This is a genomic window from Paenibacillus xinjiangensis, from assembly GCF_059686975.1.
Genome location: NZ_JCAALS010000006.1, coordinates 148,057 through 172,505, shown reverse-complemented (window position 1 = coordinate 172,505; position 24,449 = coordinate 148,057). Strand labels below are relative to the sequence as shown.

The window sequence follows — 24,449 nt, the reverse complement described above, 5'->3', positions numbered from 1 at the left end:
GTGCCATTGTTTAAGCCTTTCAGCCATTTCTGTGTCATTGAGCATCACCATATCCGTTCATGATTCGGATTGTGCCGCTCAATTGGCTTGTGCAGCGGATTGCGTCCGCTCGTGATTGATCGCTTGAGAATGGTTTCAATCGAACCGTAAATGCTATTGATTCTGGGGCAAGCAGGTAAGACGGTAAGGTCGGGGCAAAGCCGCAGCTATGATTGCCAAGACCCGATTGTCTCCAATCGGCATTGATTTCCACTTCGCCCAGACGGATCAGGTCAGAATGATGCTTGGCTTCGGTCAAGGCTTGGGTTCCATATGGGCTTGCGCCAACTTGCCCGAGCGTCATTCCTGCTCCTGTAATAAGCAGTCCAACGCCGTCGACGTCAGCGATAGCAGCCCAGCGCACGTCTGCCTTGCTTCCATTCTCTTGCGGTTTGATATAGGGCACGAATTGCTCATCGATCATCCCTTCGTACACGCCCAGCTTCCCGCTGGCTTTGCGATCGGCGTAACATTCGTGCGGACCTCGCCCGAACCAGGAGAAGCGGTCGAATCGATTCGGCATCGTAAACTGAATACCGGCTCTGGGAAGAGGCGGCAGACCTTCCTTCAAGGGCTCAAGCCAGTTCTCCAGCATCACATCTCCACTGCCATGAATCGTATATAGCTGCTTCACTTGGAATAGTGGCCTTGAGCCTTTAACGCCGAGTACGGACTCCGTCTTGATCTGAACGGCTGAGTTGTCATTTAGAGGGTATAACTCGACATTGCGAACGTAGGCATCAAGCTCATGATAGCCCGCATCACACCATTGCTTCGCCAGATGGACATCGTTGTCGATCGGCGCGCGCCATAGATTGACTCGAGGTCCTTGCACAAGCAAAGACACCTCTTCATAATCCCAAGCACTTATCTCGCCGTTCAGCTTATCGAAGGTCAATGTGAATTCTTTGCCCTTGACACGAATAATTCGATCGTTCTCCATCGCGGATACTCTGGCGGGCACTTCCATATCAATGGCAGACTCTGAACAAGCCGAATGGTTCAGCGGTACGTCCGCCCATGCCACTTCGTGACCCGCCTGCGCCCAAACCGTATGCTCGAGCAGGACGAAGCTGACATGCAGCCAATATTCGCCGTGCCCATCCGTTGGCCGCGTGCGATAAGGGATCGTGACGAGCTCCTCGCCTCCTGCCGGAATATGCAGCGGCGCAAGCTCCCCTTCCTCCATCTTGATGCCGTCCCTATATACACACCAATGGACGGCAAGATGCGTAAGCGATACCCTATCGTAACGATTGCCTATCTGTAAGACGCCTTGCTCCGGCTGCACCGGATGAACGGAGACTGGCTCGATCGCCTTCTTGAATTCAATTAAGGCAGGCTTGGGGCTGCGGTCGGGGAACAGCAGGCCGTCGATGCAGAAGTGGCCGCTGTGAGGCTCATCCCCGAAATCGCCACCATAAGCGTATTGAAGGCAGCCATCGCTTACTTGGCGGCGAATTGAGAGATCCGTCCACTCCCAAATCAAACCACCGCATAGCCGGGGGTAACGGTAGACGGTCTCCCAATATTCCTTCTGATTGCCGAGTGCGTTGCCCATCGCATGCCCGAATTCCACCATCAGATAAGGTCGGGTTTCTTCTTTCTCCCCTTCGGCGATCAGCATGTCAACCGAAGGATACATAGAGCTGACAATATCGACAAGCGGCGCATCCTTAGCCCGTTCATAATGAATCGGACGTGTCGGATCCGCCGCTCTTGTCCACTCGGCCATGACGGTGTGATTATCCCCATAGCCTGATTCATTCCCGAGAGACCAGACGATGACGGAAGGATGGTTCTTGTCACGCTCCACTAGGCGGGCCATCCGATCCAGGAACGCCTCTCTCCACTCGGGATCCTCAGCCAACCGGCTTTCGTAAGCGGTCTTCTCATCAGGATTGTTGATCCAGCGACTGATCTCACCGAGAAATACACAGCCGTGCGTTTCCAAATCTGCTTCGTCGATAACATACAATCCGTATTCATCACATAGATCGAGCCAGCGCTCGTCGTTCGGATAATGAGAGCAGCGAACGGTATTAATGTTGTGCCGCTTCATCAACGTAATGTCACGTACCATCGCCTCCATCGTCGTCACATGACCGAGATCGGGGTCGAATTCATTGCGGTTCACTCCGCGAAGGATGACCTTCATGCCGTTGATTAGCAGCTGACCTCCCTTCACCTTCACTTCCCGGAAGCCGACCGTATAGCGGTGTACTTCTGCTGCCTTCCCCTCCGCATCGGTCAACGTCAGCAGGAGCGTATAGAGAGTAGGCTGCTCTGCTGACCATAGCTCAGGATTGCTGACCGGGATTTCAGCATAGACGACAGCTTCGGCACGAGGACCAGGCGCAGCCGCGGCAAGTGTTACGCTGGCAAGCTGTTCAAGATCTGGTCCGAGCAGTTCCGCATGAAGTCCACAAGCCGCTCCCATTCGGTCGGATCGATTCGTTAAGGTGACCGCAAGCTGCAGCATGCCGTCACGGTATGATTCATCAAGCTGGGTCCGAATGCGGACGTCGACCATATGAACGAAGGGGACAGATAGCAGATACACGTCCCGAAATATCCCGCTCAGCCGCCATTTGTCTTGATCCTCAAGATAGCTGCCGGTCGACCATTGATAGACGCGGACAGCCAGCTTGTTCTCTCCAGATCGGACATAGGACGTAATATCGAACTCCATCCGATTATGGCTGCCTTGACCGAAGCCGACTTTCTTCCCGTTCACCCACAAATGAAAAGCCGCATCCACACCGTCGAACGCAAGTATGACAGATCTGTCGATCCAACTGTTGGGGATAATAAACATCCGCACATAGCTGCCCGTCGGATTCATCTTTGGAATGAATGGCGGGTCAACGGGGAATGGATACTTGCTGCTGCTATATAAAGGCACACCGTAGCCGTGCAACTGCCAATTCGACGGAACGGGTAGCGTATCCCACGCTTCGCAGGAAAACGTTGCCTCGTGAAATCCCTCCGGAGCATCAAATGGGCTCTTCGAGTAATGAAATTTCCATTCTCCATTCAGACATTGATAATAAGGGGAGGCCGTTCGATCGTTCTCTATAGCCGCCTTAGCATTCGCGAACGGGATAGCAGCGGCCCTTGGACGCTCTGTGTTCAGCTGTAACACGTTCAAATTCTCATAATCGGGCACACTGGCGATGCTTTGCCTTGAACTATCCATTCCTTTCCTCCTCCTTGGATGGCAAGACTCATTCGTTCCTTGCACTTCTGAATGTGGACCACCTCCACTGACAAAGGCATCCGCACCTATCAAATCATCCCGCTCCTATTCCTCTTCGAACCTGCTCGAAAAATGTTTCACTGCCGACTTGGCCGCCCTTCAGTACCAGCTCCAGTCCGTCGAATGTAGAATTGTGGGAGTAGGCGCGGCACAAAGGTCCTCCTGGTTCAAGTGTGGCGATGCATTCCAACGCATAAATTCCGATCCCCCGCGTGACATAACCGGACGTATCTCCGCCAGCAATGACGATACGCGATAGACCTGCCTCGGCGACCACTTCCTTGGTCAAGTCGCCAAGCGTCTCACCGAGCAGACGGCTGCTCTCCTCTGCTCGCTGTCCCCGCGCGGCAAGCGCCTCCCGCAGCAGCCCGATGCTGGCATCCCGAGGCCCCAAGGCCGAATACAAAATAACGCTGCGTCCCGCCTTGAGGAGTTCCAATGTATCCTGCCGCAGCCTCGAGAGTGTGGAATCTCTCTGCTCAGGCAGCAGAAGTTCTTCGCAAGGGATACGAATTCCCGCATATCCAGCTTCTAATGCGCGCTCGATCTGCCTCTCGGTCACCGGCGAACAGCTCCCCGACACAACAAGCAGCTTGTCGACGGCCTCCGCCGTTTCCTCCGAAGGACCCGAGATCGGTGCCAGCCCTTCAGCCCGCCATACCGAACCAAGCGCATATTCGACACCAGAGGAACCGACGACAAACAAGCCTTCACTGTCAGATGCTTGTTCCCATATGACTCGCCCAGCAGCCTCTAATCGCTGTTCGTCGAGCACGTCGAACAGAACGATATCCGGCCGCTGCTCCCGCACGATCAAGTCGAGCCGCCGGCGCACGGCGTCATGATCTCCGTCGAGAGCCACGATATCGAGAAGTGACGTTCGCATGCCCGTCTGTCTTCCCAGATGCAGTCGTAGATCGGATTCCCCCATTGGCGTCACCGGATGCCTCATCATGGTAGGATGGCGGTCTAGTCGATGCACCTCTGTACCAGCTCCAGCAAAGTGATGACCGAACACGGTATAACGACGCAAGTAAGGGACGCCAATTAACATCGGTATGAACGATTTCTCCTTCTGCCCTTGAAATACCTCACGGCCGATCTCGGTCGCCTTGCCGATACTGCCCGTGTCCGGGGAAGAATCGAATGTCGAGCATACTTTATAATGCACGACCGCAGCCATCGCCGTACGGAGTGTTTCGAGAACGGGGCGTAGCTCGCGCTCCAGCTCCTCAGGGGACAAGGAGCGGCCGACTCCGGCTACTCCGAAGCAGTCTGCATCACGGAACTTTCCTTGTAGCAGCTGCTGATCGGGCGGCTCCAGAAACAGAATTGTGCGAAGACCGGTCCGGAATAGCGCCTCGAGCACGTCCGTAGAGCCCGTAAAGTCATCCCCATAAAAGCAAAGCAGCCGCTTCGCGATCGGAGCGGCATTCATCTCTCGAGCTTCCGACATTCCGCCTCATTCCTTTCTAATTGTTGAAATACTTTTGCAAGAATAGCTCCTATACGTGGAAGCTATAAAGTCGCTACCATACGAATTCGTTGTCCAATCGTCGATAATCACCTTCGCGCATTGGAGACTGTTCGAACACTTTGCGTCCGCTGTATAGCGGCTTTTTCGTGCCCTTTGGCGTTATGCCCACGACATCGTCTCCACGCCATTCGGTCTCAAACGTTTGACCGACCGCATTCTCCAGCGTCTTGCGGAAGCTCAGAGGGAAGGTGACCGTAATTTTTTCCCCAGCCACAGCCGGACCTAGTGTGAGGAAGTGACGGTTGACCCATCTGCTCGCCTCGCTGCCCCTGCCCTCGGTCATGACCCCGCCTTGCTCGCGGGTATACCTGATCTTCGTAAATCCAGCCCACTCCGGAATCCGTATCAAGAGACGCGAAATATCCGAACGCACGTCGAGCACGACTTTGCCTTCATGAGGGAGATAACTGCTAACATCGAGCCACTTCGAGCCGCGATTCAGCAGAAAATTGATACTGACCGTACCGTTCTTCTCCGTAATCGTATTGCTCCAACCCATGAACAAGCCGCGTGTACCCGAGCCTAGACAGCAAATTTGCAGGTCACTCGTATGTCCCCGTCCTTCGTTGACATCGCATACGAAATCATTCGGCGCGGAATAGCCGGCGAATGATCCGCGGGTACGCTCCGCCACCTTGTAGAACGATTTGTTCGCCGGAATATCATTCGACTTATCTTCCGTTTGCTCTACCCAGTCGAGATCGAGCAGCTGGGATTCTGCCAGATGGTTGCGCAGAAATCGCTCAGCGATGCCCCAATACTCTACATAGCCGCTCTTCGCGAGTGTAATACCGCAAGCAATCAAATCGACAAGCGAGCACGTCTCATGCTCATAGGCCTGCTCGTGCAGATCGCCCGGCGTCCAGCCGAACGCCGTGCATTTGGTTAGCACCCAATCGTAACACTTCTTCACCCAAGCGATCATTGCCGCATTACCCGAATGCATGCCGAATCGCGCAATAGCGTCCAGCGTCCCAAGACGGGTATGGAAGTGGCCGCTGCGATAGGCTAGCGAATCGTTGAAGCTGCCGTCCTTGTTGAAGACTCCGCTCCGTTCCATTATTAGCGAGGTGAAGAACTGACATAGCTCGTAAGCGTCTTCATTGTCTGTCAGCTCGTAGTATTTCAGCAGCGGCATGACTAGCCTTCCGCAGAAGGCAGCAGGATCAGGTGCAAGTCTCAGCTGTACACCGTTGGTCGAGGGCCAGCCTGTTTCCTTGTATTCGGAGGCAGGATAATACCAGACATCCCGTTCCTTCACAGCGATCCGCTTCAAGGCAGCCACATGCCGATCCGCCGCTTCCTTCACCTTCGGATCGCCTGACTCCATGTACCAGCTCGTCAGTGACAGAATAACGGCACGCTGGTCGACCAGGTTTGCATTCGGCTCCCAATTGTGAGTCGGATTCATTTGTCGATAGCTCATGCCATCCTCTTTGAAGAATGACAGCAGGTTCTCACGATATCGCTCCTCTACCTCCTTGCCGAATGTCTCGCCTGACATATGCCTTGCCAGAATCAAGCCGTCCACCATTCTCCCATGTGAGGAGCCGTAATCCCAGTCGCCATGAACCATATAGGCGGGCTTATGCATCAAGTCCGCACTGAAAAATGGAATGCAGCCATGGTCGTGGTCAGCCATGCCGATCATCGCATTGATCGCATGGGCCGCTCGCTCCTCCAGCATTAACGTATCCGGTATAAGGTTTCTTCGTTGTTGTTCCATTCTTTTCTCACTCCTTATTAGATTTACTATTAACAGCGCCTTCGCTCTGAAGCCTTCCTGCGAACATTAGATTCCGACGCATCCGGCAGCTTCGTTTGAAGCGCTTCCATTCTATTTCTGCCGAACATGATAATAGTGGCAATACTCCATTGCAACAGGCGCCAGGAAGGTAAATATCAGCTTCAGATGACTAATCCCCAGCGTATATAATAATTGTATAGACGTGCGCCTAGGATGAATAGTGATGAAAACTTAAAAACCAGCGAACATTTTTAAGATGTGTGTAAGCGTAATCATTATTTTCAAAACCAATTGATGAATCTTATCAGTCAGTAAGAAACGTACAGTAATTGATGGTGACTTAACAAAGCAGGAGGATGAAAGTATGAGCTTGACCCCAAATCAACGAAACGTGTTGCTATCACTAACCACTGAGTGGCAGTCACCCGTGCAAATCTCCGAGCTCCTTCCCCAAGAATCGGACAATCTATCTATTGTAAATCAGTCGCTTAAAGATTTAATGCATGCAAGATTAGTGCAAGCCAATTCAGTCATACTCGGTCTGTATCGATTAACCACGGATGGCACGATTAAAAAGAAATTGGAATTAAGTGAGAAGTAATCATAATGTCAGCAGTTATAAATTCGGACATAGTAAAACACAATAACCCGAAAGTTGGTCACTTTATCTACAGTGACTTACTTTCGGGTTTAGTAATCTCTCACTTATGCTCCTATTTGCGTCTGGAGGGATGGGATGTGTTCAGTGCAATAGTGCCGCGGACGAGTGTCGATAAAGCCACTCTCCTTCCTTTCCCAACTAGGTCAATACCTTCCCAAGCTCGCCGCACCATTTACCCCAGCCATATCTAGCGCCTTCGAGACCTTGAACATTGGCGAATCCGGTTTGCTCCAGATGAAGGTTAACCTTTCCATCTCCTAATTCCTGCAACGTCCAGGTGACCGAATGCTTCTCCCCTCCGCTAGCCCAAGTATAGGAAACTCGGTTTGGTGCATCCACGGTAAGCACTTCTCCGTTAATAATGCCATCCCAATAATCGGATGGTTGAGTGCGGAATTGAAATTGATGTCCTATGACAGGCTTAAAATCATTCTCCATCGCCTCACCTGTCTGGATGTTGGTTACCCACTTAGTAAGCTTGTTTGAATCAGTTAGGGCAGACCAAAGCTTCTCAATCGATGTCGTATACTGAAAGTCCAAGGATAATGCTGCACTCATTCGTCTTCCTCCTCTTAATAGTTTCAAGTAAGGCTTATCTGTAACTTTCAAATTGAATAATTTTTAATTGGACACCATTTGGAGTCGTTTTAATTATATGACACCATTCAGTGTCGTGTCAATAGCATCTATAAACTCGTGCGACGAGCACGACGGAGTTTGATTGGAAGCATGACTAAGAGCCCCCTTTTATGGCAAGGGCGCATGAGGTTGCATAACTTCACATGCGTGTTATCTTAGTCGTTGAAATACTTTGTAATATCACTTGCTCGTAACGTTACGTCATATGCTTAAATGAAGGCAAGGAGGTTAGCGTATGAATGAAACACTATACACTGTAGGCCGACTAGCAGAGCTTACCGGCACAACCATTCGTAGCATTCAATATTATGACAAAATCGGTCTTCTAGTGGCCACACGCTATGGCGACAAAAAAGCTAGGCTATACAATGAGCGCGATTTGGTGAAGCTGCAGCAAATCCTTTTCTACAGAAAACTGGGACTGTCTTTAAAAGAGATTCAACAACACTGTTTAAGCTATAACAATCAGCAGGATTTGAAGCGAATCTTAGAGCAGCAGCAAGAGATGCTATTCATGAAGAAAATGGATATCCAAGCAGATAGGGCTGTCATTGGTGCCATCCTTTCAACTATGACAACGGATAACGATTATAACTTGGAAGCAATCATGAAGCTATCCCTTCACTTGAATAAAAGAACCCTATTGGAATACACAGCAATAGAGTTTGATCCAAGGTTAACTGCTGCCTTTCAAGATCATGATCCAGAGCATGATAAGACCATTGAGATCTACTGGACATGGAAAAGATTGCTGCTGGAAGCCATCTCCCTGAAGGATAACGATATCAAGCCAGAGAGCGACGCAGGTTATCAGCTTGGCAAGAAATGGTCCGCCTTCATCCAGCTGGCCACGAATGACAATATCGAGATGATGGAGGCTTATTCTAGAACCTATCAACAGAGTGAGCGCTGGCCTGCTGAGGATCAATTATTAATGGATGATTGCGATGATTATATCGAAACTGCCTATCATTACTATCTTAGGAAAGAGGCTGGACATGAAAAAGATTAAGGCTGCGTCCATGATCGGACATTTCACTTCCGACGAGGGTGAACAGGATTTTTTATCCGCATATCAAGAAGCAATGTCTCTCCTGCCTCAGCCGGTGAATACAGGTGACATACAGACAGAGTTTGGCACGGTCCGTGTCTACTATTTCACTAAAGAGAAGAATAAGCACAAGGATCCTATTCTTCTACTGCCAGGACGCTCCTCCTCTACACCCATGTGGGAACCTAACTTGGAAGGACTGTTGAGTGAAAGGCCTGTGTACACCATTGATCTGCTCGGAGAACCGGGAATGAGTATTCAGAGTAAAGAGATTACAACTCAGGAGCACCAGGCTGTCTGGCTGCATGAAGTACTAACTGCTCTGGATGTAGACAAAGTACACCTTATGGGGGTATCTATCGGAGGATGGACTTCAATGAATCTGCTCCGGTACAATCCAGATAAGATTGCTTCCGTTAGCCTGCTGGATCCAATCTTCGTCTTTCAGCCTATCTCATTCAGAATGATCCTGGTATCCATTCCAGCCTCAGTTCCCTTCATACCTAAATTCATCCGTGAGAAAATGCTAAGCTACATCGCCGGTGGAGCCAAAACGGATGACAGTGAACCCATTGCCAAATTAATCGAGTCAGGCATGCGGAACTATCGACTTAAACTTCCTGCGCCTGACCTAATAAGCGAAGCAGAATTAAGCAGGATTACGGTCCCTATTCTTGCCATCATGGCCGAGAATAGTACGATGCATAATTCTGAACAAGCGGTTGCCCAAGGAAAGAAACTTGTGAAAAATATCGATATTATGAATTGGTCCAATGCCTCTCATGCCATCAATGGGGAGTTCGCGAATGAAATCAATGCAAGAATACTCGAGTTTGCGAAGCTGCATTCTCGTGATGACAATGGCATTGAACGTCAATAGGCCGATAGATGTTTGCTAGCTTACTAACTTCAACACTATTGCAGCACCGAGTACCATGGCAATGAACACAATTCTTAAGATATTTCTTGGTTCACCGTAAAATATCATACCCAGAATTGCCCCTCCGGATGCTCCTATCCCAGTCCATACGGCATATGCTGTTCCCATCGGCAGGGTTGCCATCGCCAAGGACAAGAACAGGAAGCTTGATCCAAAGCCTGCAATTAATAATAGGAATGAGACCATGTTACGGTCTTTGTTCAATTTATTGATCATAAGTACTCCGAACATCTCGAAAACACCAGCTAGAATAAGAAATACCCAATCCATGCGTTAGGTCACCTCCTTCTTTTTCTCTTTACTTAACATTTTTAGCCCAACGACACCGAGCAGCAACATCCCAATAAGCACCATCTTTGAAGCTTGAATCGGATAACCGAACAGTATAATTTCTGCGAACACAGTACCTGCTGTACCTAAACCAACGAATACAGCATATACGGTTCCTACAGGAAGTGAGCGGGAAGCCATTATCATCAATGTAAAGCTTACAATGATGGCAATCACTGTAGCTCCCCATTCTAGAATCCCACTGGCATGTTTCAATCCAATGACCCAGCCTACCTCAAATAACGCTGCAATAATGACAGACAACCACGTTTTATTCATTACTATCACCTCCTTTTATTCGTAATAAGCTGCATGTAGTATTTACTAGATGTAGCCTAAATATAAAAAAGCCTGAGAAACAAACTGTTTTTCAACAGTTTATCTCCCAGGCTTTTATCCCTCCGTGACACAGCCTTTAAGCTGTGCGTTTTCTCTCGGACCAGCCGATATCATATCGCGGAACCCTAGAAAACATTTGTTATTTAATTTTCATTTCATTATACACATCTATTTTCAATAATCAACTGGATCAAGATACCAGAATCCGTGATGCATGGGTTAACTCCATTTGGGGCAAAGTTTTGAGAACCCACTTTTTATAAAGGACTTGATTGGATGCTGGTACGGATGCTGGTTCTCTTTATATTGATTGTAACCGCTATTTCCTTACTGATTTATGTGCCTACGCCTATAGGGCTTGCAGATAATTCTGACTTTGACAGGACGATGAGAGCGTTTGGGCTGACCTCTATCCATCACATCAAATATTTAAGTGCTGAAGATTGGTATCATATCTCTGATCCTTCTCGAATTATTCATTATTTTTACCATATCGTTATACCCATCACAGACAATCCAGCAGGATATTATTCCACGCAATTTTTCTTTATCCGAATAGCCCTATTTATTAATGCCATCGCCAACAAACTTTCACATCGTGATCCCCACTTGTTTAACCTGTTCTTTCAAACCGTTCAGTATATTATTATCTACGCAATTGCCCTAGCTTTATTTCTGAAGAATAGGTGGAAAGACAATAAATATGCCAATCTTGCCGTGAAGATCGCTTTTTTATTTGTTTTTTTAGACTGTGGCTATTTGGTTTATTTTAACTCTTTTTATGGAGAAGCCACGACCCTTCTTTTTTTAATTCTGTCTTTTGTCTTGCTTTTATATCTCGAGAAGAATAAAAACAGTTATTGGGTGTACATAGGATTAACGCTTTCACTGTTTGTTTTCTCCGGTTCAAAACCAGCCAACTTCCCGTCAACCTTGTTGTTGTCCGTCCCCCTCGCTTATTATGCGATCAAAAATGAAATGCGCAACAAGAAAATCATCGTCTGCGTTTCAATAGCTGTTATGCTTCTCGCATCCTTCAGTTATGCGAAGCAAACGCCAGAGTGGATGAATAAGGCCACTACCTTTCAATCCGTTTTTTTTGGCGTATTATACAATAATCCAGCTCCGAAGCAGTCCATTAAAGCACTGGGTTTACCGCCGCAACTGTCCAAGTTGGAATCCTTAAATGCTTACGTGAAAGCCCCCTTGAATCCTTATAATATCTATGATTCAACCTTTCAGTCATTGTTTTTTGACCGAGCAAGCAAATTAAGAGTTTTAAACTATTATTTAACCCATTTCACTTTTTTTGTTGAAAAGTTGGATGTAAGTGCCGAAGCGGCGTTGCCTCTAAGGCCTACTTATTTAACCAACAAGAAATTGTCAGACGAGCAAGCAGACTTGTTGTTTAATTTCAGATTTAATCCGTGGGAAAGCATTAGAAAGCAATTTTCTGGCTTTGCTTCTGTATTTATATGTATGGTATTTGTTCTGTCTATGGCTAATCTAATTGCTTTATACAGGAAAAGGGCAAGCGTATACAGCATCTTACTGAGGTTGGCACTTTTGGTTGCAGCAGCAGGACAGTTGATTGTCCCCATTGTGAGCAACGGACACGCGGATCTGCAAAAGCATATGTTCTTATTTAATGTACATTTGGATATCCTGATCATCCTTTTGTTGCTGGATCAACTTAATTTTAAAAGCCGGGTATTCAGATGTGTTGGCATTGTCTCCGTGGCTTTGCTCGGGGTCATTTCCTCTTATCCGGGTAAACCGGAAATGATTACGTTGGGCAGCATAGATGGCAAACCCATCGAGTGGTTTGTTTTGGAGAGAAGCAATAGTTTAGTTAAGGTTATCGCTAAAAATGCGTTATATAGTGCCGCATACGATGAACGATCTAACGATTATACACAAGCCAGCATACAGAAAGACTTGAATGCCAGAATGGATATCTGGTTTACAGATGACGAGCGGGCTCGCATTCAAAAAGCATATTATCCTGCATATAGTAATAAAGAAAACTGGCTGAATGCCGATGGCGGAGACCGGCCTCATTACTGGTTTTCACCAATCAAATATGTTACACAGAACAGCAATCGGGCATTTCGAGAAGTGTACACCGCTTATTTAACCTTGCCGACCGTAGACGATGTGCAGCGGCTGTTTGACCTATCCAAGACCGCCTCTTTTCTGCCAAGTGATTATTGGCTCTCGTCCCCTTATTACAGCAGTACTGACAAAGCGCGCATCGTTTCTTCTGATTATCAGGTTTATCATCGAAGGGTGGATACTAAACTAGGCATACGTCCGGTCATGTGGATTAGGGAAACCAGTAATCGGGGTAATGCCAGCGTAGCTGACACCACCCGCAAACGTATGGATTATATTGGAAACTTATTAATAACCTCGTTATATTCATTTTGTGCGTCGGTAATCGCAAGCTTTGAATAAACTTCTAACGACTTTCTGCTTTCATGGCCGGAATACGGTTGAATCAGAGCGTCATCGATGCCTTGCTTTTTTAGCCAGGTTAATAGAAAATGACGTAATTTATGAGGAGACAGGTTTTGAGATAACTTGGCCTCCTCTGAATATTTGGCCAAAATCTTACGGATTCCTCTGTCAGTGTACTTTTTTTCCATAAGGACTCAAACAAATAGGCCGCTTGCTTCTTTTTCATCGAATCCGCGTGCATGGCCAGCAGTTCTTTGAAAGTCTGAGGAAATGGAACAATGCGGTCTTTGCTACCCTTTCCTTTGTTGATCCTGATCTGACAGTAATGAAAATCGATGTCCGCCAGCTTAATGCTGATTAACTCACTGACCCGGACACCTGTATACATGAGGGTTTTCACAATCATCATGTCCTGAAAATTCTTGGCTCTCCAAACCACTTCATAGTATCTTTTTAATTCTTCTTCTGTCGGCACGTAAGGCAGCTTCTTTGATGATTTTGGAACCTCAATTTCAAGCTCACTTCTTAAATGTTGAAACAAACTTTTTAAGTAAGCATAGTCCGGTCGTTCTGCGCGAAGATATTTCGCCAGTTCCCGGGCTTTCTTTTTTGCGGATACGCGGTTTTCAATCATGCAAGTTCACCTTCCAATGGAAAAAAGCCGACCAAGACTGTATTGTTCCAGTTTTGATCGGCTTTGTTGATGCTCCTACCAAGAATACGTTGAATACATGTAAATGTGTAGGCCTTTATTTTTCAAGAGGTTTTCACATGCTCGTTTAGATAAACGCGGAAAATATACGCTAAGACTTCGATCCTATCCGGCATTTATCTCATGATTTAATTACGGGGTGTCTATAGTCCAATCATTTAAGGAATTGATTGGTATTGGACAGTGTAAAGCTCTGATTTAATTATTGTTCGTTGAAAGAGAGGAAATGATTTTGGTGAGAGCTTGGGTGTCCAAGCCAAATTGATACGGTGACCCAAGAAGTTTCGGGATCGGCATGAATGTGTTCGCCACAGAGAATCTATTTAAAAATACGATCAATTTCGTTGATTTCTTCTTCTGTCAGGTGGACGTCAAATGTTTTTAAATTATCCAGCACTTGCTCTGCTCTTTTTGCTCCAGGAATGACAACATCAATTGAATCATGTGTTAAATACCAAGCAAGGACTACATGAGCAACTTCGGCATTTTTTTCATTTGCAATTTTACGGAGCTGCTCTACCTTTTCTAGATTTTTTTTAAATTTACCGCCCTGGAAGTGAGGCATATCTTTGCGTAGATCATTGAATGTCATATCCTTATTGTATTTACCGGCCAGCAAGCCAGATGCTAGTGGAAAGTATGGAATAAACGCGATATTATTCTCTGTCGTATATGGAAAGAATTCTTGTTCCGCTTCACGCTGCAACAAATTGTAGTTTCCCTGTAATACATCGATATAACCATCCTTATTTGCTTCTTTCAATTGTTCAAGTGAGAAGTTAGAAACGCCAATTGCTCTAATTTTACCTTCGTCCTTTAGCTGTTTTAAGACTCCAACCGCCTCATCTTTTGGTGTATCCTGATCTGGAAAATGAATATAAAATAAATCTATGTAATCTGTTTGTAGCCTTTTCAAACTATCTTCAACGGCTTGTTTTAAAAAAGCAGGCGAATTATCCATGGCAACATCATTGCCGACAAGTGTAAGGCCGCCTTTTGTTGCAAGGATGAGTTCATGACGCTTTCCTGCTTCTTTTATCACTTCACCTACTAGCTCCTCTGAACGTCCTGTTCCATAAAAAAACGCTGTATCTAAAAAATTCACTCCATGGTTGATCGCAGCCCGCACCAAATCTTTTCCTACTTCTTCATTTAAATTAGGATAAATATTGTGCCCACCTACAGCGACTGTTCCAAGTCCGATTGGATTGACAACTAAATCTGTTTTACCAATTCGTGTTTGTTTCGTCATTCTCTTCAACTCCCTCTCATTTTTAAGCTTATCGTACGTTTTCCGCGTTTTGTTTGCGCTACCCTACTTAAGCATGACTAGGTAATGCAACTACCTTGATTCTTTGGCAGCGCCGGGTGCAACTTCTGGAATACTACCGGCTTGGTTAGACTGAGTCTCTCCGATTGGTCGTACGTGCCGAAGCCGCGTAACGACAAGGATGATGGTAACAAGCATGATAGCGCCGCTGGCTGCCGCAACGGCGTGCATCCCACCGGTAAAGGCTTCACGTGCGCCGGTGAGCAGTGCCTTGCCGACTTGTTCGGAGAGGCCTTCCGCTATAGCCGTGGCACCGGCCAAGCTGTCGCGGGAAGCTTGTACCGCGGATGCCGGCAAGTCCGCGGGAATAGAGTTCGCCACCTGGTTGCGGTAAACGACCGTGCCGATGCTGCCCAAGACTGCGATGCCCAGCGCGAAGGCTAATTCGCCACTGGTCTGCAGCAGGGAGGCTGCAGATCCCGCCTTCTCGGGCGGGGCAGAGCCGATGACCAGGTCGCTGGATAGACTCGGCAACGGCGTTGCGCCTATGTTGAAGAAGGTATACCCGATGACCAGAATCGTGAGCCCGGACTGAGTTCCTACCTGTGTCAGCAGCAGACAGCCCGCAGCCGAGATCAAAAGACCAGTCCCGATAAGGAGGGCTGGGCGGATCCGGCGCGCGATGAGCGGCGAGAGGATCATACCAGCCATTGAGGCCATGACTCCGGGCAGCATGTATAACCCTGCCTCAAGCGGCGACATCCCTTGCACGAATTGGAGGTACTGCGCGATGAAAAGCATGGTCGCTCCTGTCAGTGTAATACCGAACATGCCTCCCAGTGCAGCGCTGAATCCGGGACTCGCGAACAGGCGCAGGTTCAGCAGGGGACTCGTCAGCCTGCGCTGCCGCGACACGAACACTGTGCCGAGGACGACGCCCGCCAGTATTAACAGTATAGGCACCATCTGCAAACCGTACTTGGCGATTTCCTTGAGGCCGTATATGACCGGCAGGACGGTGCCCAGCGATAACGCGACACTGGTCAAATCCAGCCGGCCGGCTTCGGGGTGCCGGTATTCGGGCAGCAACATGGGTCCGGTTATTAGTAGAAGCAACATGACAGGCACGCCAATAAGGAACACCGAGCCCCACCAGAAGTGATCTAGCATGATACCTCCAACCACAGGACCGAGTGCCATGCCGCCCATAGAGCACGTTAACCATATGCCGATGGCAAGGGAGCGTTGCTTATGGTCACGGAACATGTTGCTAATCAAGGCTAGTGTAGAAGGCGATACAGTCGCTCCGGCTATACCGAGTATTGCACGGGCCGCAATGAGCATCTCAGCGCTTCGGGAGAATGCAGCCAATATCGAGGCTATCATGAATGCGGTCCCGCCGATCAACAGCAGTTTGCGGCGGCCGATCCGATCTCCCAGCGTCCCCATGGTGATCAATAACCCGGCGAGCATGAATCCGTAGATGTCGATGATCCACAACTGCTGAGCGCTATCGGCGCCGAGGTCGGCGCCAATTTGCGGCAGTGCGAGAATCATTACCGAGAGATCGATCGAGACAAGAAGGGCTGGCAGGGCTAGTACCGCAAGCCCTGTCCATTCCCTTATGCCGGCCTTCATCTCATTTCCATGCAAGGTGTTCTTCATTCGTTCTGCAGCTCCAAGCCCAGCTTATCTAACATAAATTTTGTGCCGTGCTCGCGCTGTTCTGGTGTATCGTGACCATCGAAAAAGGCTCCTTGTTCGGTATAGATGAGTTGAGTGCCGTTGCCTGACTGCTTTATTTCCACTGTCGTCACGGAGACTGACATCCGTGACTCTCCTTGGTCCAGGGTGTAAGTATAAACGATGCGTCTGTCCTGAACGATCTCTTGATAGCAGGCGTCGAAAGTGTAAATCGGACCGTTCGGCGGGCCGCCGCGGTTGATTTCTCGACCACCAACCCGAAAGTCAAACTCGTCGGCTTTCGGGAACCACCGGGCTTTGGCTGACGGGTCCGACCAGGAGGAGAATACCCGCTCGGGCGATGCATTATAATTTTTCTCGATAACAAAGGTAACGCACTTTACAGATCGTTCATTCATGGTTTATTTTGTCCTCCCTTGGGATGCGTCATCTGGATACTCGCCAAGATAATCGCCAAGTCGATCGAGATGGGATTCCCAGCTCGCTTCCCGCTCGGCAAAAAATTTATGATGGCTCGTTCTCATGGCGCTCAATATTTTGGTGAATTCTTGAACGGTCAACGGTTCTTTTCTCTTCATAAGGCTTGTTACATGCTCTAATTCCTGTAAAAGCTTTTGTTGTAAGCTTATACTTTCCTTCAGACGCTCAATTTGAAAGGAAACAATGTCGAACAGGCTGAAATGATTGCCGGCAATAACGGATTTGACCTGATCCAACGACAAGCCGAGCTCCTTCAATGACAGAATTTGCTGCAGCCATGCAATATCGGATTCGGTATAGATCCTGTGTCCGGAGTCAGTATGACCGGATGGCGAGAACAAACCGATTTGGTCGTAGTATCGCAATGTTCTAACCGTTAATCCTGCTAATTTCGCAAGTTCTCCAACTTTCCACTCCCGTATCATGATCATCCCCTTTTTTTTCGCGCGAGGTTTTTACCGGTATCCACATCATAATGCATTACGTTACGTAAGTTTCAAGAGCATAATGAAAATTTTTAAAGTATGAATAGGGCCGAATGGCCCAATAACTGGATATGGTGTAAGAGTCAAACCTAGCATCGGTTCATGAGCGATCAATGTCTCCACGTTCTACATGAGAGTCATCAATACTAACGCTCGGGATGCTCAATGCGCATAAGAATGATCCCGCCCCAAGCAATCCGATCGACAGCAGAAATATTCGCTTAGCTCCACAACGACTCCTGAAAATAAGAGATTCCATCATTAGATTCCAAAATGAAGGTTCTTAGCTTGATGGGCATGGGGTCCAGACATCATTTTAACGAAAATACGATATGGACGGTTTAGGTTGCGTGTTTACCCTACTCTAGGCCTATCGGTTCACCAAAAAAGATATATAACCCTTAATTGTGCCGATTATAACCCTTTGTTTCCAATAAGAACTATTAGACTTAATACCGCTGCCTTTTTTTGATTCGTGATTTTTTCGGCCAGTGCAGCGGGGCAACATGTTTAACCATTGTTTGGAATATTCCTGCCCACTGAAGTTCATTTAATGAACACATAGGAGTATCTCTGGCAATCCCCAAGCTCACAACTAAATGTTTCAACTGAGGGGAAGTAAATACTTCCCTTAGCGCATCGCTAAATGACAATTTCGGATTTCTTAACCCATGTTCAGCAAGACCCATAAATACAGATTCATAGCGGCTTGGGATATCAGGGTTTGCCTTTCTCTGAATAGACAATATGCTGCATTCAACCTTTGGAGGGGGCGAAAAATAAGTTGGAGCTAGCACCTGCACCATCTCAATGTCATACCACATTCTCCATTTTAGTATTTCGGGATTTTTCATTAATGAGGCAGTAAAACGAATAGCAGCTCCTTTTTCAATAATGATAGCCGCTCGTTGCAGCGGTATTGCCGGGTCCAAAAGTTTTCTCAAAATTGGTGTAGTGATAGAAAATGGAATATTCGCTACTACACAGAAGGGTTCTCGCGGAAGATATCCTTGTAGAAAATCTCCTTGGATGGTTCTAATATTTGATACGCCCTCAACCTTATCATGCAATTTCCGAAGAAAACTAATATCATTCTCAAAGGCAACGACCTTCATTGCCTTCTCAGCCAAGGGCAGTGTAATGGCACCTAAGCCAGCACCTATATCAATGACTACATCGTTTTTTGTAATCTTTGCGGTTGTTATCAAGTCATGCACCACGCGTTTATTATGCAATAAATGCTGACCAGAGAAATTACGGCCGTTGCCGTTTGTATGAGTACGGGATTTATTCCCGGTGATGTTAGACCACTTCTTTTTTTTGAACAACACAAAAAACACCTCATTCATTTGTTTAGGTAAAATGAAAAAGGTACATTACAAATAAACCCAGACCATTCTTCAAAAAAATGGATGAGTCAACATGTACTGTACCTCACATTACCTTAAACGCATGAAATGGGTGATCAAAAAAAAGCACCTCCTTTAAGCTATAAGTATTATAACAAATAATCCTTGGGAGGCCAAAATAAACTTATGGGGGTTTAGCCGAAGGATGAATCAAAGACGTTTATCAAAGATTTGGTTCATGATATTAGTGCAGTTTATTATTATCGTATCGGCTGTTAAACCCCGTATAAAGATAAAGGATTATCAATTCCCATTTTAATCCATTCGATTGCGGGTAATGTCAGCTACGCTGGTACTACCCCTAATCGCGAATGAGGCCGCTCAGTTCTAATTCCAGCCTGTATTACAATAGTGAATTTTTTTGTAAATAGAGGAATTAATATGTAGAGCTATCTCTAAAAAAAGCAGCCCTCGGAAGGGCTGCTGTTCTCTATCTATTTGACTGTTGGCAATTGACCTCCGGTCTCTTTTTTCTTCACTCTTATACCGAGAATGATGAAAGCGACATAGAATACGATGGCAATGGAATCGATTAACGTATCCGTAAGTTCCGTAACGTCATGAAATGCTGTTATGCCAAGAATGACAATCAATCGAACGATCAGAAGCGAGACGATCGTCCATGCGGCAGACCGGATCATGGATTGGTCACTTTGGAATGACATGATCATGAATACGATGCCGAAGACTAGATTTTCCGCGGTGATGATGTGCCAGACAAACTGGAATATTGTCCGGGTATCCATGGATATTGTACTCTCGTGGAGCGTAGGAAGCACAGCGGATTGCCCGTTCCATGCGTGCGTAACGGCAAAGAGTATCGCGAGAATGCCTGCAATTAGATAGTAAAAATTCCTAATCTTCATGTCCATTACATTCCTCCTTGAATAGTTCCGTTTTCTCTTTTCGAATACCTTGGTAAATTTCTCGAACAATCTCTGCCAGCTGCTGGTCTTTTTCATGATTGAAGTCCCTTAGCGTTTCGGATGCTACGTCGAGCAACTGACTGACCTTTTGTAGATGCGCAATCTTCTTGCGTGTCTCTACATTCTTGTCATCGAGGAACGCTGCAACCTCCTTGCAGTACGCAGGGTCTACTTTCTCCATCCTGTGGAACCTAAACTTGCCCTTGATTTCGTCAAGAGAAAAGTCTGCATACTGCAAGATTTGAATATTCATTAAATCGATGAGGTCGTTCTTCGAATACCTTCGGTAACGATTGTCTTCCCGGGACGGTGATACGATGCCAATCCGGTCATAATATCGAAGCGTATCCTTCGGGATCCCAAGTAACCGCGAAACCTCCTGTATAGAATAAAGTTTATCCATGAATTCAAATTAACATTGGAGTGCCCTCTAATGTCAAGTCATTTTTCCACTCGGTAACTTATACCCCTAATGCAAAGAAAGCCGCTAAATTAGCGACTTTTCAACGAACTATTATCTGTGTCATCAACAGCAATATTCCAAATTGTAAAAATACCCAATGGTGCTTATGGAGCAAATGATGCACATGAAGTCAATGTAGATTTCATGTGCATCCCTTTGTTCATTTATTGAAATATGTTGGTTGCCACATACGCAAGATCCATAATATCGATCTTATTATCGCGGTTCATATCTGCTTTTTTGATCGTTTCCCACTCTGGATCAGTGGAATCTTTGCCATAGTAGTAAGCTACAATTGCAAGGTCACCTACATTAATGCTGTCGTCATTGTTGAGGTCGGCAGACACTTCTTTAATAACAGCCTCCTTGAAGACATTTACAGCGCTGTTAAGTGCTGTTACGGCATGATCCACCTCAGACTGTGTGACGCCTTGTTTGTCTTTAACAGCTTTCGCATCGTTAATCGCTGCTTCAAGTGCATCCTTGGCTGCCTCAGGATATTGACCAGGCAGTGTGCCAATTACTGCTGCATCATATAGAGCCTCTGCATTCGTAATGGCAGATGTCAACGCAGTTTTATCTACAACCACTTCATTCTCACCGATTGCTATGCTGATGCTATCAGGGGCCGCCTCCACGACACTTCCCTCTGGAGCTACACCCAGCTTCGCCTGCGAAACGGCAATTATTCCCGTCGTATTTTGTATGCCGGCTTTTACCTTGAAGGTTACATCCAAGACCGGGGTACTGGCACCAGTAATTCCTCCGATATTGGCGGTAACAAGTCTAACTACCCCAGCAGTGTCGTTATCCTCTGATACAATCTGGATGCTGTCGTTAGCACCAGCCGCACTTACATATTCGAATACATTGGAATCATAAGTCAGGGTGATATCCTCGGCATAGACGCTTCGTTCCAAGTTGTCTAGGCTGACTGCCACTGTGAAGCTCTTTCCTGGCTTCACGCTGCTGTCTGCTGACAGCGACGCAGTTGGTACTAACAGCTCAACGGAAGGTGTCACCGTTACATTACTTACCGCTGTTCGATTACCATCGGCTGTAGTTGCAGTAATCACTGCATTTCCTGCAGCCATTGCGTTAACGGTTACACTTGTCGTACCTGATGAAGAATCATAAACAGCACCAGTTACTGTGGCAACATCTATGTCGCTAGATGAGAAGGTTACGGTTTTGTTTGTTGCGCCTGAGGGAGTAATTGTGGCAGTGAGTGTTTCGGATGTACCTGCTGCAAGATTTAATTCCGTTTTATCGAGAGTGATTCCTGTAACGGATACATTGCTTGAGGGCCAGATGGGATCAGTAGTTGCATTGCTTGTCGTTAACAATATTCGGTCAATTGTAAGCCCATCTTCCCTTCCCCAGAAGTTCAATTCATGCACGCCAGCTGTAACATTCAATGTAGCACCACCAAACATACCGCCAGCAGTACCACTTATATTAACCCATTTATACTGGCCGAGGGTTACAGCTTCAATTTCATTGGTCGTGAATTTATACTGATTATCTAATCCAACGTGGATAGAGTCAGAATCATAACCAGTAGTCTTGACAAGCAGCCATACATTGTAAATTCCAGCAGTTGGGAAGTCAATACTATAACCCAACTTGGCACCGGAAGCGAGAGTAGCTGTATCTGTACCTGACATTGCGAACCCCGTATTCGGCCCAAAATACATAGCTTTTGTTGATACTCCATCTACTAGTGTCCAGGTATGGTCGTTGATGGTGCCAGATACATAGGCAGTGGATGTATTTTCTGCTGCTGTTTCTGCCTCAATGGCAATTACCGTAGGAGTATTGACGGTTACCGTAATTTGTGCGGTAACAGCATCACCTAATGTTCCTTTGAAGCTTACAATAACATGAGTTGTTCCGCTCGCTTTAGCCGATATCGAACCGTTCGATACCACTGCAATATCAGGACTCGGATTGGTGTACGTTGCTTTGTTGGTAACATCTTCAGTATGTCCGTCGATGTATTCCGCTGTTACTTTGAACGCTGCTGTACCGCCAGAATCCAGAGCAAATGAACGATTATCAATTGTAATTTTATTCACTGTTAGTTCACTGTTCAAGTCTTTGACAAGCACATGTAGTGTATCGAATTGACCGCCATAGCTCACTTCAATGCTCGTTGAGCCATAGCCAATTCCAGTTACAACACCGTTGCCGACAGCTACAATACCGCTTTGTACGGGTGCAACCAGTGCCTCAGCTGTAACATCTGAACTCGTTCCATCCGCATATATAGCTGTAATCAGAAGATTAGCCTCGTTGGTTCCCGGAACAATATCAATCTTATGATTATCCATGGATGCATGAATGGCAACAAGATCATGATCAGCACTTTTTTGCTCGAACTGCCAGTAATCTACCTTAAAGAGATTGGCTGCTGATGCCCCTCTGTATACCATGTACAGATCATGTACACCTGTGGCTCCGGAAATGCTAGTTGTTTTCGTCTGCCAGCTGTCTTCTCCACCTGTATTGGATATTGGAAGTGTTCCAATTAATGCGCCATCTGCACTGTCAAGGCGAAGCTCTATTGCCCCACCATTGGAACCGCTTGCAACATTAGCTTTAAAAATACCTGCTCCTGTGTTGCCGAAATCAACCTGTGAGACGGCAGTCCAGTCCGCATCATTAATACTTCTAACAGCAAGGTTGATGCTGCTTACCATGCTCCCAGGTTGTGTGATTTTTTCAGTGGAAATGCCGCCGCTCCAGCCTATGTTTTCTGCCTCAACTCTTGTATAAGGATCTACATTATTCACCTGAGCAACACCTGCATAATCGGCCGTAATATTCTGGATCACTCCGTTTACATCATAGCTTAGCTTATTGATATGTGCATTACGGTATCCATGCGGTTGTCCACCCATTTCGGGTACCGTCCCACTTTCTGCCATCGCCTTAGCAAGGGTTTGAGCATGGTATGTAATATACCATTCGCCTTTGAATTCAAAGATGCTATGATGATTGTTCCCACCAACACCGAAGAAGATGGCAGGGTTTGGCATTATCGTTTTCACATACGTGAACGGGCCCATTGGATTGTCGCTCACCATATATGCAATAGTACCTGTGGGTATATCCGCAGGATGCCCACTAGAGAAATTAGTGCAGTATGAGTAGTAGTATTTTCCATTGTATTTATGGATGCCTGAATCCTCGAACAACCAAGGTGGATTAATAGGTTTAGCAGTCCCATCACTAGCAGATAACTCCAAGCTGATCATGTCCGCCCCTAGCTTGACAACACGTGCTGTTCCCGGATCAGCCTCCTTGCCTGTCGGAACGCCGCCACCGAAATATAAATATCCACTTCCATCGTCATCAACCAGCACCGCAGGGTCAAATAGCCATGTAACATTGCTTGCCCCAGGAGTACTTCTATTGACCAGCGCTTTCCCAATTGGATCAACGAATGGACCGATTGGACTATCTGCTGTAAGTACACCAATGCCGTTAGCACTGTCTGCAAAATAAAGGAAAAACTTTTCCTTGCCGTCAATTATTTTGTGAGCTGCTGATGGCGCCCAGGAGTTATTCGCCCATTTCGCTGCCCCTTGTGAACCGGCAGCAAGTATTTCACCATGATCTGTCCAGTTCACCATATCATCTGATGAAACAACTGTAATTTTATTAATCAACCCATAGCTGTTATCCTTAACTGTTCCGTTAGCATTGTACTCTAGCACATCATTAGTCATGTATACATATACTCTGCCGTCATATACCATAGCGTATGGGTCGGCACCAAACTTTTGTGTGAATAGCGGGTTGGCATTTCCTGGTGTTTTAGCTATTGCTGGTGTTAACGCAGCTGCTGCAGCTGCTCTTTCCACCACCGGGCTTAATGTAATTATGAGTGTTACGGCCATCATTATAACGATTAACCTCTTCCAAATTTGCATGTGATAATCCCTCCTTCATATTTTGATTCATTGTTGCCGTTGATTCCTAATTATTTGGCT

17 protein-coding genes, 1 pseudogene and 1 riboswitch are annotated in these 24,449 nt (G+C 46.7%); of the genes and pseudogenes, 3 read left to right on the top strand and 15 right to left on the bottom strand.

From position 1 onward, the window contains the following. Positions 1-34: 34 nt before the first annotated feature. The 4 genes from AC6ESP_RS08460 to AC6ESP_RS08445 form a co-directional block, all read right to left on the bottom strand. Entirely contained in the window at positions 35-3,238 is a 3,204-nt protein-coding gene (locus AC6ESP_RS08460) for a glycoside hydrolase family 2 TIM barrel-domain containing protein (RefSeq protein WP_497096264.1), read from the bottom strand. Positions 3,239-3,332: 94 nt separating this feature from the next. Next, positions 3,333-4,754, bottom strand: coding sequence for a four-carbon acid sugar kinase family protein (locus AC6ESP_RS08455; protein WP_497096263.1), 1,422 nt, complete (start codon positions 4,752-4,754; stop codon positions 3,333-3,335). Between the two features lie 73 nt (positions 4,755-4,827). Beyond that, the gene (locus tag AC6ESP_RS08450; protein ID WP_497096262.1) at positions 4,828-6,561 is read right to left on the bottom strand and encodes a glycoside hydrolase family protein; all 1,734 of its coding nucleotides are present in this window, start codon (positions 6,559-6,561) and stop codon (positions 4,828-4,830) included. A gap of 820 nt (positions 6,562-7,381) precedes the next feature. Next, on the bottom strand, positions 7,382-7,801 hold the full coding sequence (locus AC6ESP_RS08445) for an SRPBCC family protein (RefSeq protein ID WP_497096261.1): 420 nt from the start codon (positions 7,799-7,801) through the stop codon (positions 7,382-7,384). A 316-nt stretch (positions 7,802-8,117) separates the two neighbouring features. On the opposite strand from AC6ESP_RS08445, the gene AC6ESP_RS08440 reads away from it, so the two are divergent. Both AC6ESP_RS08440 and AC6ESP_RS08435 read left to right on the top strand, forming a co-directional pair. Further along, positions 8,118-8,894, top strand: a complete 777-nt coding sequence (locus tag AC6ESP_RS08440; RefSeq protein WP_497096260.1) for a MerR family transcriptional regulator — start codon at positions 8,118-8,120, stop codon at positions 8,892-8,894. After that, positions 8,881-9,813 carry an alpha/beta fold hydrolase gene (locus tag AC6ESP_RS08435; protein ID WP_497096259.1) on the top strand — a complete coding sequence of 311 codons (933 nt, stop codon included), beginning with the start codon at positions 8,881-8,883 and terminating at the stop codon, positions 9,811-9,813. Before AC6ESP_RS08440 ends, AC6ESP_RS08435 begins: the two co-directional genes overlap by 14 nt. Positions 9,814-9,828: 15 nt before the next feature. Here AC6ESP_RS08435 and AC6ESP_RS08430 read toward each other — a convergent pair whose 3' ends face one another. Together AC6ESP_RS08430 and AC6ESP_RS08425 are read right to left on the bottom strand one after the other, a co-directional pair. Beyond that, entirely contained in the window at positions 9,829-10,143 is a 315-nt protein-coding gene (locus AC6ESP_RS08430) for a DMT family transporter (protein WP_497096258.1), read from the bottom strand. A 3-nt stretch (positions 10,144-10,146) separates the two neighbouring features. Next, the gene (locus AC6ESP_RS08425) at positions 10,147-10,482 is read right to left on the bottom strand and encodes a DMT family transporter (protein WP_497096257.1); all 336 of its coding nucleotides are present in this window, start codon (positions 10,480-10,482) and stop codon (positions 10,147-10,149) included. Between the two features lie 101 nt (positions 10,483-10,583). After that, a riboswitch (guanidine-I (ykkC/yxkD leader) is annotated at positions 10,584-10,682 on the bottom strand. A gap of 136 nt (positions 10,683-10,818) precedes the next feature. Here AC6ESP_RS08425 and wsfD point away from each other — a divergent pair. After that, a complete protein-coding gene (wsfD, locus tag AC6ESP_RS08420; protein WP_497096256.1) occupies positions 10,819-12,999 on the top strand; it encodes a glycan biosynthesis hexose transferase WsfD in 2,181 nt (726 codons plus the stop codon). Here the strand turns inward: wsfD and AC6ESP_RS08415 are convergent. The 9 genes and pseudogenes from AC6ESP_RS08415 to AC6ESP_RS08375 all read right to left on the bottom strand — a co-directional run bounded on the left by AC6ESP_RS08415 (position 12,930) and on the right by AC6ESP_RS08375 (position 24,383). Then, positions 12,930-13,411, bottom strand: a pseudogene (locus tag AC6ESP_RS08415) (tyrosine-type recombinase/integrase). The gene wsfD and the pseudogene AC6ESP_RS08415 sit on opposite strands and share 70 nt — an antisense overlap. Before the next feature lie 622 nt (positions 13,412-14,033). Beyond that, on the bottom strand, positions 14,034-14,966 hold the full coding sequence (locus AC6ESP_RS08410; RefSeq protein ID WP_497096255.1) for an aldo/keto reductase: 933 nt from the start codon (positions 14,964-14,966) through the stop codon (positions 14,034-14,036). A 90-nt stretch (positions 14,967-15,056) separates the two neighbouring features. After that, positions 15,057-16,649 carry an MFS transporter gene (locus tag AC6ESP_RS08405; RefSeq protein WP_497096254.1) on the bottom strand — a complete coding sequence of 531 codons (1,593 nt, stop codon included), beginning with the start codon at positions 16,647-16,649 and terminating at the stop codon, positions 15,057-15,059. Beyond that, positions 16,646-17,086: an SRPBCC family protein gene (locus AC6ESP_RS08400; protein WP_497096253.1), complete on the bottom strand. Its 441-nt coding sequence runs from the start codon at positions 17,084-17,086 to the stop codon at positions 16,646-16,648. The genes AC6ESP_RS08405 and AC6ESP_RS08400 overlap by 4 nt, the downstream gene beginning before the upstream one ends. Before the next feature lie 3 nt (positions 17,087-17,089). After that, a complete protein-coding gene (locus AC6ESP_RS08395) occupies positions 17,090-17,593 on the bottom strand; it encodes a MerR family transcriptional regulator (RefSeq protein ID WP_497096252.1) in 504 nt (167 codons plus the stop codon). A gap of 509 nt (positions 17,594-18,102) precedes the next feature. Continuing rightward, complete coding sequence (locus tag AC6ESP_RS08390; RefSeq protein ID WP_497096251.1) at positions 18,103-18,984, bottom strand: 23S rRNA (adenine(2058)-N(6))-methyltransferase Erm(C); 882 nt, start codon at positions 18,982-18,984, stop codon at positions 18,103-18,105. Positions 18,985-19,496: 512 nt separating this feature from the next. Next, positions 19,497-19,934 (bottom strand): hypothetical protein, encoded by a 438-nt coding sequence (locus AC6ESP_RS08385; protein WP_497096250.1) that lies wholly within the window; start codon positions 19,932-19,934, stop codon positions 19,497-19,499. Next, on the bottom strand, positions 19,918-20,391 hold the full coding sequence (locus tag AC6ESP_RS08380) for a MerR family transcriptional regulator (RefSeq protein WP_497096249.1): 474 nt from the start codon (positions 20,389-20,391) through the stop codon (positions 19,918-19,920). The genes AC6ESP_RS08385 and AC6ESP_RS08380 overlap by 17 nt, the downstream gene beginning before the upstream one ends. 224 nt (positions 20,392-20,615) lie before the next feature. Further along, positions 20,616-24,383: a carbohydrate-binding protein gene (locus tag AC6ESP_RS08375; RefSeq protein ID WP_497096325.1), complete on the bottom strand. Its 3,768-nt coding sequence runs from the start codon at positions 24,381-24,383 to the stop codon at positions 20,616-20,618. Positions 24,384-24,449 lie beyond the last annotated feature (66 nt).